Annotated in this window: 16 protein-coding genes and 3 tRNA genes; 14 read left to right on the top strand and 5 right to left on the bottom strand. The window is 71.2% G+C overall.

Translation table 11 applies throughout. The annotated features are described in order from the left end of the window. The 6 genes from ACZ6C6_RS17020 to ACZ6C6_RS17045 all read left to right on the top strand — a co-directional run bounded on the left by ACZ6C6_RS17020 (position 1) and on the right by ACZ6C6_RS17045 (position 5,448). Positions 1-1,551, top strand: a complete 1,551-nt coding sequence (locus ACZ6C6_RS17020; protein WP_469204004.1) for a complex I subunit 4 family protein — start codon at positions 1-3, stop codon at positions 1,549-1,551. Then, complete coding sequence (locus tag ACZ6C6_RS17025; RefSeq protein ID WP_469203510.1) at positions 1,548-3,065, top strand: NADH-quinone oxidoreductase subunit N; 1,518 nt, start codon at positions 1,548-1,550, stop codon at positions 3,063-3,065. The genes ACZ6C6_RS17020 and ACZ6C6_RS17025 overlap by 4 nt, the downstream gene beginning before the upstream one ends. Before the next feature lie 117 nt (positions 3,066-3,182). Continuing rightward, entirely contained in the window at positions 3,183-3,647 is a 465-nt protein-coding gene (locus ACZ6C6_RS17030) for a large conductance mechanosensitive channel protein MscL (protein ID WP_469203511.1), read from the top strand. A 198-nt stretch (positions 3,648-3,845) separates the two neighbouring features. After that, entirely contained in the window at positions 3,846-4,709 is an 864-nt protein-coding gene (gene htpX, locus ACZ6C6_RS17035; RefSeq protein WP_469203513.1) for a zinc metalloprotease HtpX, read from the top strand. Continuing rightward, positions 4,706-5,098 carry a YccF domain-containing protein gene (locus ACZ6C6_RS17040; protein ID WP_469203515.1) on the top strand — a complete coding sequence of 131 codons (393 nt, stop codon included), beginning with the start codon at positions 4,706-4,708 and terminating at the stop codon, positions 5,096-5,098. The genes htpX and ACZ6C6_RS17040 overlap by 4 nt, the downstream gene beginning before the upstream one ends. A 77-nt stretch (positions 5,099-5,175) precedes the next feature. Then, positions 5,176-5,448: a GlsB/YeaQ/YmgE family stress response membrane protein gene (locus ACZ6C6_RS17045; RefSeq protein WP_469203517.1), complete on the top strand. Its 273-nt coding sequence runs from the start codon at positions 5,176-5,178 to the stop codon at positions 5,446-5,448. A gap of 2 nt (positions 5,449-5,450) precedes the next feature. On the opposite strand, the gene ACZ6C6_RS17050 is transcribed toward ACZ6C6_RS17045, so the two are convergent. The 3 genes from ACZ6C6_RS17050 to ACZ6C6_RS17060 form a co-directional block, all read right to left on the bottom strand. Beyond that, positions 5,451-6,110: an alpha-ketoglutarate-dependent dioxygenase AlkB family protein gene (locus ACZ6C6_RS17050; protein WP_469203518.1), complete on the bottom strand. Its 660-nt coding sequence runs from the start codon at positions 6,108-6,110 to the stop codon at positions 5,451-5,453. Between the two features lie 13 nt (positions 6,111-6,123). Next, a complete protein-coding gene (locus ACZ6C6_RS17055; RefSeq protein WP_469203520.1) occupies positions 6,124-6,630 on the bottom strand; it encodes a methylated-DNA--[protein]-cysteine S-methyltransferase in 507 nt (168 codons plus the stop codon). Between the two features lie 147 nt (positions 6,631-6,777). After that, positions 6,778-7,266 carry a YajQ family cyclic di-GMP-binding protein gene (locus tag ACZ6C6_RS17060; protein ID WP_018519335.1) on the bottom strand — a complete coding sequence of 163 codons (489 nt, stop codon included), beginning with the start codon at positions 7,264-7,266 and terminating at the stop codon, positions 6,778-6,780. A gap of 191 nt (positions 7,267-7,457) precedes the next feature. On the opposite strand from ACZ6C6_RS17060, the gene ACZ6C6_RS17065 reads away from it, so the two are divergent. After that, positions 7,458-7,539: transfer RNA gene (locus ACZ6C6_RS17065), tRNA-Tyr, on the top strand. A gap of 49 nt (positions 7,540-7,588) precedes the next feature. Here ACZ6C6_RS17065 and ACZ6C6_RS17070 read toward each other — a convergent pair. Next, positions 7,589-8,245 (bottom strand): SDR family oxidoreductase, encoded by a 657-nt coding sequence (locus tag ACZ6C6_RS17070; RefSeq protein ID WP_469203522.1) that lies wholly within the window; start codon positions 8,243-8,245, stop codon positions 7,589-7,591. A 34-nt stretch (positions 8,246-8,279) separates the two neighbouring features. Next, positions 8,280-9,539, bottom strand: a complete 1,260-nt coding sequence (locus ACZ6C6_RS17075) for an amidohydrolase family protein (protein ID WP_469203524.1) — start codon at positions 9,537-9,539, stop codon at positions 8,280-8,282. A gap of 214 nt (positions 9,540-9,753) precedes the next feature. Between ACZ6C6_RS17075 and ACZ6C6_RS17080 the strand changes: the two genes are divergently transcribed. The 7 genes from ACZ6C6_RS17080 to ACZ6C6_RS17110 all read left to right on the top strand — a co-directional run bounded on the left by ACZ6C6_RS17080 (position 9,754) and on the right by ACZ6C6_RS17110 (position 13,411). Further along, positions 9,754-9,826, top strand: a tRNA-Thr gene (locus ACZ6C6_RS17080). Between the two features lie 44 nt (positions 9,827-9,870). After that, positions 9,871-9,943 (top strand) — tRNA-Met (locus ACZ6C6_RS17085). A gap of 88 nt (positions 9,944-10,031) precedes the next feature. Further along, positions 10,032-10,196: a 50S ribosomal protein L33 gene (gene rpmG, locus ACZ6C6_RS17090; RefSeq protein WP_003956487.1), complete on the top strand. Its 165-nt coding sequence runs from the start codon at positions 10,032-10,034 to the stop codon at positions 10,194-10,196. 133 nt (positions 10,197-10,329) lie between these two features. Beyond that, positions 10,330-10,782: a MaoC family dehydratase N-terminal domain-containing protein gene (locus ACZ6C6_RS17095; protein ID WP_018101272.1), complete on the top strand. Its 453-nt coding sequence runs from the start codon at positions 10,330-10,332 to the stop codon at positions 10,780-10,782. Then, on the top strand, positions 10,782-11,210 hold the full coding sequence (locus ACZ6C6_RS17100) for a MaoC family dehydratase (protein ID WP_469203526.1): 429 nt from the start codon (positions 10,782-10,784) through the stop codon (positions 11,208-11,210). Before ACZ6C6_RS17095 ends, ACZ6C6_RS17100 begins: the two co-directional genes overlap by 1 nt. A gap of 127 nt (positions 11,211-11,337) precedes the next feature. Next, positions 11,338-11,886 carry a TetR/AcrR family transcriptional regulator gene (locus ACZ6C6_RS17105; RefSeq protein WP_469204006.1) on the top strand — a complete coding sequence of 183 codons (549 nt, stop codon included), beginning with the start codon at positions 11,338-11,340 and terminating at the stop codon, positions 11,884-11,886. A gap of 76 nt (positions 11,887-11,962) precedes the next feature. Continuing rightward, positions 11,963-13,411, top strand: a complete 1,449-nt coding sequence (locus ACZ6C6_RS17110; RefSeq protein WP_469203528.1) for an MFS transporter — start codon at positions 11,963-11,965, stop codon at positions 13,409-13,411. Positions 13,412-13,453 lie beyond the last annotated feature (42 nt).

The raw sequence follows: 13,453 nt of genomic DNA on the forward strand, positions 1-13,453 counted from the left end.
ATGCAGTTCCTTCTGGCGTTCGTCGTCGTCGGCCCGCTCATCGGCGCCGTCGCCGCCCTGCTCCCGGCCCCGCCCGGGCTGAAGGGCCGCAGCCCCGACCAGGCCGTGCTCCGCCACGGCGTGACCGTCACCGGGGCCATCCTCCTGGCGACCCTGGTGCTGGCCGCCGGCTTCGACCACGACCACCCGTCGAAGATGCAGGCCACCACCGACATCAGCTGGATCCCGGCGCTGGACGTGCGCATCCACCTCGGCATCGACGGCATCTCGCTCCCCCTGCTCGTGCTGACCGCGCTGCTGACCTTCCTCTGCGCGCTCTACAGCTACTTCAAGCTGCCCGAAGGCCCCTCCCCGAAGGCGTTCGTCGCGCTGGTCCTCCTCCTGGAGTCCGGCACCCTCGCCACCTTCGCCGTCCTCGACCTGCTCCTGTTCTTCCTGGCGTTCGAGATGGTGCTCATCCCGATGTACTTCCTGATCGCCCGATGGGGCGGTGCGGGGAGGCAGGCGGCCGCCTGGAAATTCATCCTCTACACACTGCTCGGCTCGGTCGTCATGCTGCTGGGCCTGCTCCTCATCGGGCTGAAGAGCGGCACCTTCGACATGGTGGCACTCGCCACTGACAACGGCCGCGGGCTCACCTCGTCCGTGCAGGTCACCGCCGTCCTGGCGATCGGGATCGGGCTCGCCGTGAAGACCCCGATGTGGCCGCTGCACAGCTGGCTGCCCGACGCCCACACCGCCGCCCCGACCGTCGGCTCCGTGCTCCTCGCGGGCGTCCTGCTGAAGATGGGCACCTACGGGTTCGTCCGCATCCTGCTTCCGGTCGCCCCGGACGGGATGCACACCTTCGCCCCGTATCTCGCTGCCTTCGCCGTCGCCGGGATCGTCTACGGATCGCTCGCCTGCCTGGCCCTCGCCCGGCCCGGCGCCAAGGGCGACCTGAAGCGGCTCATCGCGTACTCCTCCGTCGGCCACATGGGCTTCGTCCTCCTCGGCATCGCGAGCATGACCCCCACCGGCGTCAACGGCGCGCTCTTCGCCAACATCGCCCACGGGCTCATCACCGGCCTGCTGTTCTTCCTGGTCGGCGCCGTCAAGGACCGTTACGGCACCGCCGACCTGGACACCCTCGCCGGAGCCACCGGCGCCGCGCTCTACGGCCGCGCACCCCGCCTCGGCGGCCTCCTCGCGTTCGCCGCGGTCGCCTCCCTCGGGCTGCCGGGGCTCGCCGGGTTCTGGGGCGAGATGCTCGCCCTGTTCGGCGCGTTCGACCCGGCCGAGGGGCTGAGCCGGCCCGCGTTCCTGACGTTCATGTCGGTCGCCGCCTTCGGCACCCTGCTCACCGCCGCGTACCTGCTGATCGTGGTCCGCCGCGTCTGCATGGGCGCGAACCGCGACGAACCGCGACCGATCGCCGACGTCCAGAGCTACGAATTCGCCGCCTGGACCCCCCTCGCGGCCCTCACCGTCCTCGCCGGCCTGTGGCCCGCCGTCCTCCTCGGCCTCACCGACCCGGCCGTGCAGAAGCTCCTCGCGGGAGGCAAGTCGTGATCACAGCGGCCGAGAGCACCACCAGCCTCGTCCAGTCCGTCGACTGGCTCGCCATCGCGCCCCCGCTCACCGCCGCGGCCGTCGCCCTCGTCGTCCTGGTCGCCGACCTCTTCGTCACCGAGGCCCGCAAACCGCTCCTCGGCTACGGGGCCGTCGCCGGTCTCGTCGCCTCGCTCGCCCTGATCGTCCCGCTCCACGACGGCGACCGCTCCACCTTCTGCCTCACCACCGGCAGCCACGCCTGCAGCTACACCGCCGACCACTTCACGCTGGTCATCCAGGCCCTCGTGCTCGGCGGCGCGCTGCTCACGGCGCTGCTCTCGATCGGCGACACCCGCAAGCTCCCGGCCGGGGAGTTCTGGTTCCTGCTGCTCTCGTCCGCCGCCGGCGCCGCGCTCCTGCCCGCGTCCCGGGACCTCGCCACGCTGGTCATCGCCCTCGAAGTCGCCTCGCTGCCCGCGTTCGCCCTCGTCGGCATCAAGCGCGGCGACCGGCGCTCCTCCGAGGCCGCGCTGAAGTTCTTCCTGTCGTCCGTGACCGCCACCGCCGTGATGCTCCTCGGCGTCAGTTTCGTGTACGCCGCCACCGGCACACTCCACCTCACGGACCTGGCCGGCCGCCTCGGCCGCGTCGACCCCCAGCTCTCCACCCTCGCCGGGGCGGGCGTCGCGCTGACCCTGGTCGGCTTCGCCTTCAAGACGGCCGCCGCGCCCTTCCACTTCTGGGTGCCCGACACCTACGTCGGCGCCCCGCTGCCCATCGCCGCCTACCTCTCGGTGGTCGGCAAGGCGGTCGGCTTCACCGGCCTCATCCTCGTCACCGTGATCGCCTTCCCCGCGTACGCGGACGTGTGGGGCCCCGCCCTCGCGGTCCTCGCCGCGCTCACGATGACCGCCGGCAACGTCGCCGCGCTGCGCCAGAGCGCTTCCCGCGCGCGCAGCGCCGTACGCCTGCTCGCCTGGTCCTCCGTCGCCCAGGCCGGGTACCTGCTCGTCCCCGTGGCCGCCGCCGCGTACGCCGGGGAGCGCAGGATCGGCTCCACCGTCGCGTACGCCCTGATGTACGCCGTCGTGAACCTCGGCGCCTTCGCGGTGGCCGCCCTGGTCGCCCGTACCCGCCCCGGCAACCGTCTCGACGACTACCGCGGCCTGTACGCCACCCGGCCCCTGGCCGCCCTCGCGCTGGCGTTCTTCCTGCTCTGCCTGGCCGGGCTGCCGCCGGGGATCATCGGGCTCTTCGCCAAGGTCACGGTGTTCTCCGCCGCCGTCGACGCGGGCCTGGGCTGGCTGGCCGTCGTGATGGCCGTCAACGTCGTCGTCGCGCTGTACTACTACCTCCAGTGGACGGCAGCCCTGTTCCGCGCTCCCGCGGACGGGGAAGAGGCCGCGCCCGCCGTACGGCACCGCGTCCCGGCGCCCCTGACCGCCGCGATCGTCCTCACCGCCGCCGCCGGAGTCGCCCTGTCGGGCGCCCCGCAGACCGTTCTGAGATTCGCCGCCGTCAATCTCTTCTGACTTCGTTCGCCTGTTCGAGAGGTGACAAGATCGGTTTGCCCCCGGGCGCCCGCACAGGGCAGGGTCGGTGCCTTCGGGACGCGTACGACGTTCACATCACCACAAGGAGCCAGAGCAGTGCTGAGCGGGTTCAAGGACTTCATCCTGCGCGGGAACGTCATCTCCATGGCGGTCGGTCTCGCCGTCGGAGCCGCGTTCACCGCGGTCGTCACCGGATTCAGCAACGGCTTCATCGTGCCGCTGATCGGCATCATCACGCGGGGCACGGGCGACTTCAGCAAGGCGCACTTCAAGGTCGACGGCGTGGACTTCCCGTACGGCCTGTTCATCAGCGCCGCGATCGCCTTCCTCATCACCGCCGCGGTCCTCTACTTCGGTGTCGTCATGCCGATGGCCAAGGTCCAGGACCGCTTCACCGCCAAGAAGGGCGACGAGCCCGTCGACATCAAGGCCGCCCTGCGCGACTGCCCCCGCTGCTACACCCCGATCCCGGCCATCGCCTCCCGCTGCGCCCACTGCACCAGCGAGGTCGAGCCCGACCCCGAGGCCCTGGAACTCGCGAAGCTCCCCGCCCCGCGCTGAGCGCGCCGCACACCTCCACCCGGACGGCCCAGAGCCCGGCTCCCACGCGTACAGCGGGGCCGGCCTGGGCCGTCGGGCCGTCCGGCACCAGGGAACTCGCTCCCGTCGCCTGGCGTTGACCAGTACGGGAGGCTCCACTGAGCGTGTGGGGCCCCACCCGCCAAGGGCTCCCCTGCTGCACGATTTGGAGGGCGTACCGTGCACCGCCGGCACAACGGGCTGAGAACCGCCGTACTCCTCGGGGGCCTGTCCGCACTCATCATCGTCATCGGCAGCTTCTTCGGCCGTACGGGCCTGATCGTCGCCCTCCTGGTGGCGATCGGCACCAACGCGTACGCGTACTGGAACAGCGACAAGCTGGCGCTGCGGGCCATGCGCGCCCGCCCCGTCAGCGAATTCGAGGCGCCCCAGCTCTACCGCATGGTCCGCGAGCTCTCCACATCGGCGCGCCAGCCCATGCCCCGGCTCTACATCTCCCCGACCCAGGCCCCCAACGCCTTCGCGACCGGCCGCAACCCGCGCAACGCGGCGGTCTGCTGCACCGAGGGCATCCTGAGCCTCCTGGACGAGCGCGAGCTGCGCGGCGTCCTCGGCCACGAGCTGAGCCACGTTTACAACCGGGACATCCTCATCTCGTCCGTCGCCGGAGCGCTCGCCTCCGTCGTGATGTTCCTGGTCAACTTCGCCTGGCTGATCCCGGTCGGCCGCTCCAACGACGACGAGGGCCCGGGCCTCCTCGGCATGCTGCTGATCATGATCCTCGGCCCACTCGCCGCGTCCGTCATCCAGCTCGCCGTCAGCCGCTCCCGGGAGTACGAGGCGGACGCCTCGGGCGCCCGGCTCACCGGCGACCCGCTGGCCCTCGCCAGTGCCCTGCGGAAGCTGGAGTCCGGGACGCAGCAGCTCCCGCTGCCGCCGGAGCCCCGGATCGAGACCGCGAGCCACATGATGATCGCCAACCCCTTCCGCGCGGGGCAGGGGATGTCCAAGATGTTCTCGACCCACCCGCCGATGGCGGAGCGCATCGCCCGACTCGAACGGATGGCAGGTCCTCGCCCGTGAAAACCATTCTGAACGTCATCTGGCTGGTCCTCTGCGGATTCTGGATGTTCCTCGGCTATCTGCTCGCGGGAGTCCTGCTCTGCATCACGATCATCGGCATCCCCTTCGGCCTGGCCGCCTTCCGGATCGGCGTCTACGCCCTGTGGCCCTTCGGGCACCGGGTGGTCGACCGCCGGGACGCGGGCGGAGCGTCCTGCGTGGGCAATGTGCTGTGGCTGGTCCTCGCCGGCTGGTGGCTGGCGCTCGGTCACATCACCACCGGCATCGCCCTGTGCCTCACGATCATCGGCATCCCCCTGGGCATCGCCAACTTCAAGCTGATCCCGGTCTCCCTCATGCCCTTCGGCAAGGAGATCGTGCGCTCCGACGAGCAGTTCGCCGGCTGGTAGAAAGCCCGGCCGGGCAACCGCCCGCCCGTCACCCGCGTCTTGGATTCCAGGAACGAGTGACGGGTAGGTTCGCACGCATGACCATTATCGGCTGGATCATTCTCGGGCTCGTCGCGGGCGTCATCGCCAAGGTCCTGCTGCCCGGACGCGACCCCGGCGGCCTGGTGGGCACGACGCTCATAGGGATCGTCGGCGCGTTCCTCGGTGGCTGGATATCGTCGCGCTTCCTGGACCGCGAGATCACCAAGGACTTCTTCGACCCGGCGACCTGGGTCGCGGCCATCGGCGGCTCACTGGTCCTGCTGATCGCCTACCGCCTGATCTTCGGCAACTCCCGCGCACGGCGCTGACGTCAGCCGGCCAACCCTGTTTCACGCAACGTCACATTGAGCCGGCCACCGCTCATCCCCGTACCGGGAGGGGCGGTGCCCGGCCGGACCACCGGCACCCCGTGGAACGCCCGGCGCGCAGGGCCGCCGAACACGAACAGGTCGCCGGACGCCAGCTCCACATCGGTCCACGGCCGGCCCCGGCCCTCCGTGTTGCCGAACCGGAAGACACACGTGTCCCCGATGCTGAGCGACACCACGGGCGCCCCGGACCGCTCCTCGGCATCCCGGTGCATGCCCATCCGGGCCGTACCGTCGTAGAAGTTGACCAGCGCGGCATCCGGCGCGTACGTCTCCGAGCCGCCTCCCGGCCCGTACGCCTCCGCCACCGCCGCCCGCCCCAACTCCGCGAGCCAGTCCGGGAACGGGACCACCGGAGCACCGTTCACATCGTCGGCGGTACGCGTATAGCGGTACGGCTGCCAGTGCCACCCCAGGCACACCGTCCGCACCGACATGATCCCGCCACCCGGCAACGCGGTATGCCGCAGCGGCACGGGCCCCCGCGCCCACTCCCGGCACGCCGCCACCAACTCCCGCTGCCGCTCGGGCGACAGCCAGTCGGGCACATGCACGGCCCCCGGCGCGACGACGGCCCGCGACCTGGGGAAGAGCCCGTCCATCAGCCCCGGCCCGTCAACGCACCGCCAGGGCCCCTTCGAGCCCCAGCAGCCGCTCCTTGCGCTCCAGCCCGCCCGCGTACCCGCGCAGCGCGCCGTCCGCACCGATCACCCGGTGGCACGGCCGCACGACGAGCAGCGGATTGCGCCCGATCGCCGTGCCCACGGCCCGCACCCCGGCACCGCTCGCGCCGACGCGCGCGGCGATCTGCCCGTACGAGACCGTCTCGCCGTACGGAACGGCGTCCAGCGCGGCCCAGACCCGCCGCTGGAACTCCGTGCCCCGCCCCTGCGCGTACACCAGGTCGAAGCGCGTCCTGCGCCCCTCGAAGTACTCCCGCAACTGCGCGGCGGCCCCCGCGAACGCCTCCGGCGCGTACACCCAGCCGTCCTGGACGACGGTGCCGCCCTTCTGGCCGGGCACGGAGAGCGAGACGAGCGCGGTACCCGCCGCTCCCGGGGCTTCCTCCCCGACCAGCAGCAGCTCACCCAGCGGGCTGTCGACCGTCGCGTACATGGTCATGACCGGTCCCTCTCCTCGTCCGTACGGGCCTGCCGGAACGCCGGCCGCCACGGACCAGTCTGCTGCGCCCGAAACGCCGGGACCGGCGGTATTCGGACATGCAGTCCGGGCGCGGAGCGAGCAGTTCCGCGCCCGGACCACGACGTTCTAGCGGTAGTTCGCGAACTGCACGTCGAAGTCGAAGTCCTGGGCCTTCAGCAGTGCCTGCACGGCCTGCAGGTCGTCCCGGCTCTTCGAGGTGACCCGCAGCTCCTCGCCCTGGACCTGGGCCTTGACGCCCTTGGGGCCCTCGTCGCGGATGATCTTCGCGACCTTCTTGGCGTTCTCCTGGGAGATGCCCTCCTGGATCGAGGCGAACAGCTTGTACTCCTTGCCGGACAGCTGCGGCTCACCGGCGTCCAGCGACTTCAGCGAGATCCCGCGCTTGATCAGCTTGGACTGGAAGATGTCGAGGATGGCCTTGACCCGCTCCTCGCCGTTCGCCTGCATCAGGATCTTCTCGCCGGACCACGCGATCGACGCGTCCGTGCCCTTGAAGTCGTAACGGGTGGAGATCTCCTTGGCGGCCTGGTTGAGGGCGTTGTCGACCTCCTGCCGCTCGACCTTCGAGACGATGTCGAAACTGGAGTCGGCCATGACGTGTGGCTCCTTGGATCGGGGGTGCTGGAAAGTACGTACCTGGCGCAGCGGCCGCGTAAAGCCTAGCCACCCGAGACCGCACGGGCCTCCGAACAATCCGGTGGCGTAGCACCCTCGGTCATCAGGTATTGTTTACGTCGTTGCCAGAGAGCACCACGGGAAACCGGGACTCGAAGGCGGCATCCCTTGGCGGTGTGCCCGAGTGGCCAAAGGGAGCAGACTGTAAATCTGCCGGCTCAGCCTACCCAGGTTCGAACCCTGGCGCCGCCACAAGCAAGGCCCCCGTTCTTCGAACGGGGGCCTTCTTCGTGCGTGCGCGTCAGTTGCCCGCGATGTCCTTCACCGCGACCGTCAACGGCACGTTGCCCGAGATCAGCTCCAGGGTCAGGCCCGCCGTGGCCGGGGTGTCCAGGAGCTCGACCAGGGCCGCCGCCACGTCGTCGCGGGGGACCGGGCCCCGGCCCGTGGACGCGGCCAGGAGGACCTGGCCGGTGCCGGCGTCGTTGGTGAGCATCCCGGGGCGCAGGATCGTCCAGTCCAGGGCGGCGCGGGAGCGCACGTCCGCGTCCGCCTCGCCCTTGGCCCGCAGATACACGTCGAACACCTCGTCCCCGGCGTGGTCCGGGTCCGCGCCCATGGACGACACCACGACGTAACGCCGCACCCCCGCCCGCTCCGCCGCGTCCGCGAAGAGCACGGCCGCACCCCGGTCCACGGTGTCCTTGCGGGCCGTGCCGCTGTTGGGGCCCGCGCCGGCCGCGAAGACCGCCGCGTCGGCGCCGCGCAGCACCTCGGCGACCTCCTCGACCGTGGCCGATTCCAGATCCAGCACCACGGGCTCGGCGCCCACCGCCCTGAGGTCGTCGCTCTGACCGGGGTTGCGGATGATGCCGGCCGCCTCGTCCCCGCGCGCGGCGAGCAACCGCTCCAGCCGCAGCGCGATCTGACCATGTCCACCTGCGATGACAATGCGCATACGACCGACGGTACGCCGGAGCGCGCCGCGACGCTCACGGCCCGCCGGTGGATTCCGGCCGTCCCTGGCGGGGAAGACCGGGCCCGCCGCCGGCCTCCGAGTCGCAGTACTCGCGCACCGCGCTGGTCCGGGCCACCACCCGCCCCCGGTGCACCACGATCCGGCTGTACGCCAGCGACAGCGCCCCGGCCAGCCCTTCCCCGCGTACGGCGAGCAGCTCGGCCGGGAAGCCCGCCTCGACGCGGACCTCGGCGAGCCCCATGACGCGCCGGGCCTCGGCGGACACCGCCGCGTAGGCGTGCTCGGGGCTCAGGCCGCCCTGCGCGGCCAGCAGGAACGCCGCCTCCAGCGGGTCGCCGCGCCCCACCGGGTTGGCCGGATCGCGCAGGGCCCCGCTGCCCGCGGCGACCCGCACCCCGGCCTCGCGCAGCAGCCGTACGGGGGCGGCGCCCCGGTGCTCCGTACCGCAGCAGCCGCCCTGGGGGAGGCAGATGACGCTCACCCCGGCGGCCGCCAGCTGCCCGGCCGCCCGCGCGGCGACGTCGGACGGGAGGCGGGCGAGGCCGGCGCAGGGGCCGATGGTGACCTCCTGGCGCATGCCGCCCGCCAGTGCGGCGAACCGGGCCAGCCGGGCGGGGTCGTCGCCGTCCAGGTGCAGGTCCACCGGGCAGCCGTGCTCGGCGGCGACTTCGAGGACGGCCTCGACGTATCCCGCCGGGTCCGGGTCGAGGTCCGGGCGGCCGCCGACCGCGCCGGCGCCCATCTTCACCGCGTCGCGGAGCATCGCCAGGTTGCCCGCCCCGGCGACGCCGGTGAGCAGCCGGGGGACGGCGACCGGGGTTACGTCGGTCAGGCCGCGCAGCGAGCGCCGGGCCTGGAGGACGGCTTCGAGTGCCGCCAGGCCCTGGAGGTCCCCGATGCGCACGTGCGAGCGCAGGGCCGTCGCGCCGTGGCCCAGCTGGAGCAGGGCGGCCTCAGTGGCGCGCCGCCGGACGTCCTCCGGGCGCTCGGACGCGGGCCCGGAGCCGTCCGCGGTGAGGGCGGTGTCGCTGTGCGCGTGGGGCTCGGCGGGCGCGGGGAGCAGCAGGTGGCCGCGCAGGTCGAGGCGGCCGCCGGGGGCCGCGGTGAGGCTGCCGGCGGTCCCGACGGCCTCGATACGCCCGCCGCAGACCCGTACGTCCACGACGCGGCCGTCGGTGAGGCGGGCGCCGCAGAGTGTCAGGGCTGAGGTCTCCGGGCCGCCGGCGGGGTCGGCCGCGTGGTCGTCGGGCCGCCGCGGCTGGCTGTCGGACATCGTGCTCCTGGGAAGGGGTCAAGATCACGCAGAGTGAGTAGAGCCTAGGGGCGGGCCCGGCCCGCCCGGAGGAGGAGCGCAATAGTCGTACCGGTGCGGCCTTGCTGATCAGCGGTGTGAGGGGGCCCGGAGCGGGGTACGGGACCGGGTCGGCCGGGTGCCGGGAAACGGATTTGGGCGATCGGCGACCGAGCGTGTAATGTCTTCATCGCTCGCCCCAATAGCTCAGTCGGTAGAGCGTCTCCATGGTAAGGAGAAGGTCTGCGGTTCGATTCCGCATTGGGGCTCTGGTGATCGGAAACCCCGCTTCGGCGGGGGGCCCAGTCATCAAAGCGGTGTAGCTCAGTCGGTAGAGCAAGCGGCTCATAATCGCTGTGTCACCGGTTCAAGTCCGGTCACCGCTACTAAAAGTAGCCGATTGTGGGGTCGGTCCTTCGATCGGCTACTCTTTTCTGCGTTCATCCGTCCATCGTCCGTCCAAGGAGCACTCACGTGGCTGCCACCGACGTCCGCCCGAAGATCACGCTGGCCTGCGTGGAGTGCAAGGAGCGGAACTACATCACCAAGAAGAACCGGCGTAACAACCCGGACCGTCTTGAGATGAAGAAGCACTGCCCGCGCTGCAACTCGCACACCGCGCACCGCGAAACGCGCTGAATCAGGCTCGTACACGAGGCCGTCCCCTTCGGGGGGCGGCCTCGTGTCGTTGTGCGGCGGGTTTGGCGTTGAATGGGGCCGGACGCCGTCACAGGCCGGCCCAGTCGTTCTTTCATCAGGAGGTTGCGAGTTCATGGCGCTCGACCAGTCCTTCGTGGGACGGACCTATCCGCCCACCGCGCCGTACGAGGTCGGACGGGAGAAGATCCGCGAGTTCGCCGAGGCCGTGGGTGACGCCCACCCCGCGTACACCGATCCCGAGGCCGCGAAGGCCCTCGGCCACGCCGATGTGATCGCACCGCCCACCTTCGTGTTCTCGATCACCTTCAAGGCCGCCGGCCAGGTCATCGAGGACCCCCAGCTCGGCCTGGACTACAGCCGGGTCGTGCACGGCGACCAGAAGTTCGTCTACGTCCGCCCCGTGCGCGCCGGTGACCGGCTGTCGGTCGTCTCGACCATCGAGGCCGTGAAGTCGATGGCGGGCAACGACATCCTGGACGTCCGCGGTGACGTCCACGACGAGTCCGGTGAGCTGGTCGTGACCGCCTGGACGAAGCTGGTGGCCCGCGCCGCCGAGGAGGCGTGATGACGGCGAAGGTGAATTACGAGTCCGTCGAGGTCGGTACGGAGCTGCCGGCGCGGTCCTTCCCGGTCACCCGGGCGACGCTCGTGCAGTACGCGGGTGCCTCGGGCGACTTCAACCCGATCCACTGGAACGAGCGCTTCGCGCGCGAAGTCGGGCTGCCCGACGTGATCGCGCACGGCATGTTCACCATGGCCGAGGCGATCCGCGTGGTCACGGACTGGGCCGGCGACCCGGGTGCGGTGGTCGAGTACGGGGTGCGCTTCACCAAGCCCGTGGTGGTCCCGGACGACGACAAGGGCGCGCAGATCGAGGTCGGCGCCAAGGTGGGCGCGCTGCTGGACGACCGGCGGGTGCGCGTGGACCTGACCGTCATGAGCGACGGCAAGAAGGTCCTGGGCATGTCCCGAGCCGTGGTGCAGCTCGCCTAGGGGCGACGCGATGTAAGGGGCACGGTCCAGGGGGCCGTGCCCCTTACGCGTACGCCGCTCGAAACTCTGGGCCTCACCCTGGTTGACGAAGTTAGTGATTGAGTACTAACTTACGGGCATGGCAAGGATGAGTGCAGACGAGCGGCGCGAGAGCGTCATCCGCGCGGCGATCACCGAGTTCGCGCGCGGCGGGTACAGCGCGACTTCCACCGCGGTGATCGCCCAGCGGGTGGGTGTCTCGCAGCCGTACCTCTTCCGTCTCTTCCCCAACAAGGAAGCGATGTTCCTCGCGGCGGCCGAGCGCTGCCTGGAGGAGACCCGGCAGGTCTTCGCCGACGCGGCGGACGGGCTGGACGGTGAGGAGGCGCTGCACGCCATGGCCCGCGCCTACCAGCAGTTGATCGCCGACGACCCGGAGAAGCTGCTGATGCAGATGCAGGTGTACGCGGCCGTCGCCGCCGCCGAAGCCGCCGGGGACCACGAGTTCGGCGAATCGATGCGGTCCGGCTGGCTGGAGCTCTTCGACTCCGTGAACCTCGCGCTCGGTGCCGAGGTCAACGAGACCACCCAGTTCCTTGCGTACGGCATGCTCGCCAACACGCTGACCTCGCTCGGCTTCCCGGCCGGACACCGGATCTGGTCCGGCTTCTTCGACTCCGCCCAGCCGGTCTCCTGAACGTGCGCGACCCGGGTTCGGCCCGGTTTTCTGCCCAGAAAAGTTAGTAATCAATAACTAACCCTCAGGGGGAGCAGTGAACCAGCAATCGACAGGCCGCGCGGGAGCGGCCTGGGCCCTCGTCATCACCAGCGTCGCCGGATTCATGGCGGCTCTGGACAACCTCGTCGTCACCACCGCCCTGCCGTCCATCCGCGAAAGCCTCGGCGGGGAGATGGAGGAGCTGGAATGGACGGTCAACGCCTACACGCTCACCTTCGCCGTCCTGCTGATGTTCGGCGCCGCCCTCGGTGACCGCTTCGGCCGCCGCCGGCTCTTCCTGACCGGCCTCACCGTCTTCACCGGCGCCTCCGCGGCGGCCGCCCTCTCGCCCGGCATCAACGAACTCATCGCCTTCCGCGCCGTCCAGGGCGTCGGTGCCGCGATCATGATGCCGCTCACGCTCACCCTGCTCACGGCCGCCGTGGAACCCGCCCGCCGGGGCATGGCGCTCGGCATCTTCAGCGCCGTGACCGGCCTCGCCGTGGCCAGCGGACCCCTGATCGGCGGCAGCCTCACCGAGCACATCTCCTGGCAGTGGATCTTCTGGCTCAACGTGCCCATCGGCCTCGTCCTGCTGCCGCTCGCCCGCTTCCGCCTCGCGGAGTCGTACGCCCCCGGCGCGCGACTCGACGTCCCCGGCACCCTCCTCGTCAGCGGCGGTCTCTTCGGCATCGTCTACGGCCTCGTCAACGCCAACGCCGACGGCTGGACCAGCCCGACCGTCCTGACCTCCCTCGTCGCCGGCACCGTGCTCATGGGCGCCTTCGTCCGCCACGGCTTCCGGGGCCGCAAGCCGATGCTCCCCATGCGCCTCTTCCGGGACCGCGGCTTCTTCGGGATCAACATCGCCAGCATGCTGATGTACCTCGGGATGTTCGGCGCGATCTTCCTGCTCAGCCAGTACCTCCAGGGCGTCCTGAGCTACTCGCCGACCGAGGCCGGGCTGCGGATGCTGCCCTGGACCGGCATGCCGATGCTCGTCGCCCCCATCGCCGGGATGCTCTCCGACCGGTTCGGCGGCCGTCCGGTGGTCGTGACCGGGCTCGCCTTCCAGGCCATCGGGCTCGCCCTCTTCGCCCTGGTCCTCGCGCCGGACGCCTCCTACGTCTCGCTGCTTCCCGCCCTGATCATCGGCGGCATCGGGATGGCCCTGTACTTCGCGCCGGCCGCCAGCCTGGTGATGTCCACCGTCCGCCCCGGTGACCAGGGCATCGCGTCGGGCGCCAACAACGCCCTCCGCGAGGTCGGCGGCGCCCTCGGGGTCGCCGTGCTGACCACCGTCTTCGCCTCGCAGGGCGGCCTGGAGTCCGCGCGCTCCTTCACCGACGGCACCGTGCCCGCCGTCTGGATCGGCTCCGGAGTCGTCGCCCTGGCCGCGCTCGTCGCCCTGATGATCCCCGGCCGCCGTGCCGCCGGTACGCAGGAGGCCGCCGCCGGGACGGCCGAGGCCCACGCCGAGGAGCCGGTCTCCGTACCCGCCTGACGCGCCCCGCACCCACCACACGGTCCGTGGCCCCGCCCAGTC

It is taken from the genome of Streptomyces sp. NPDC041814 (assembly GCF_055590565.1).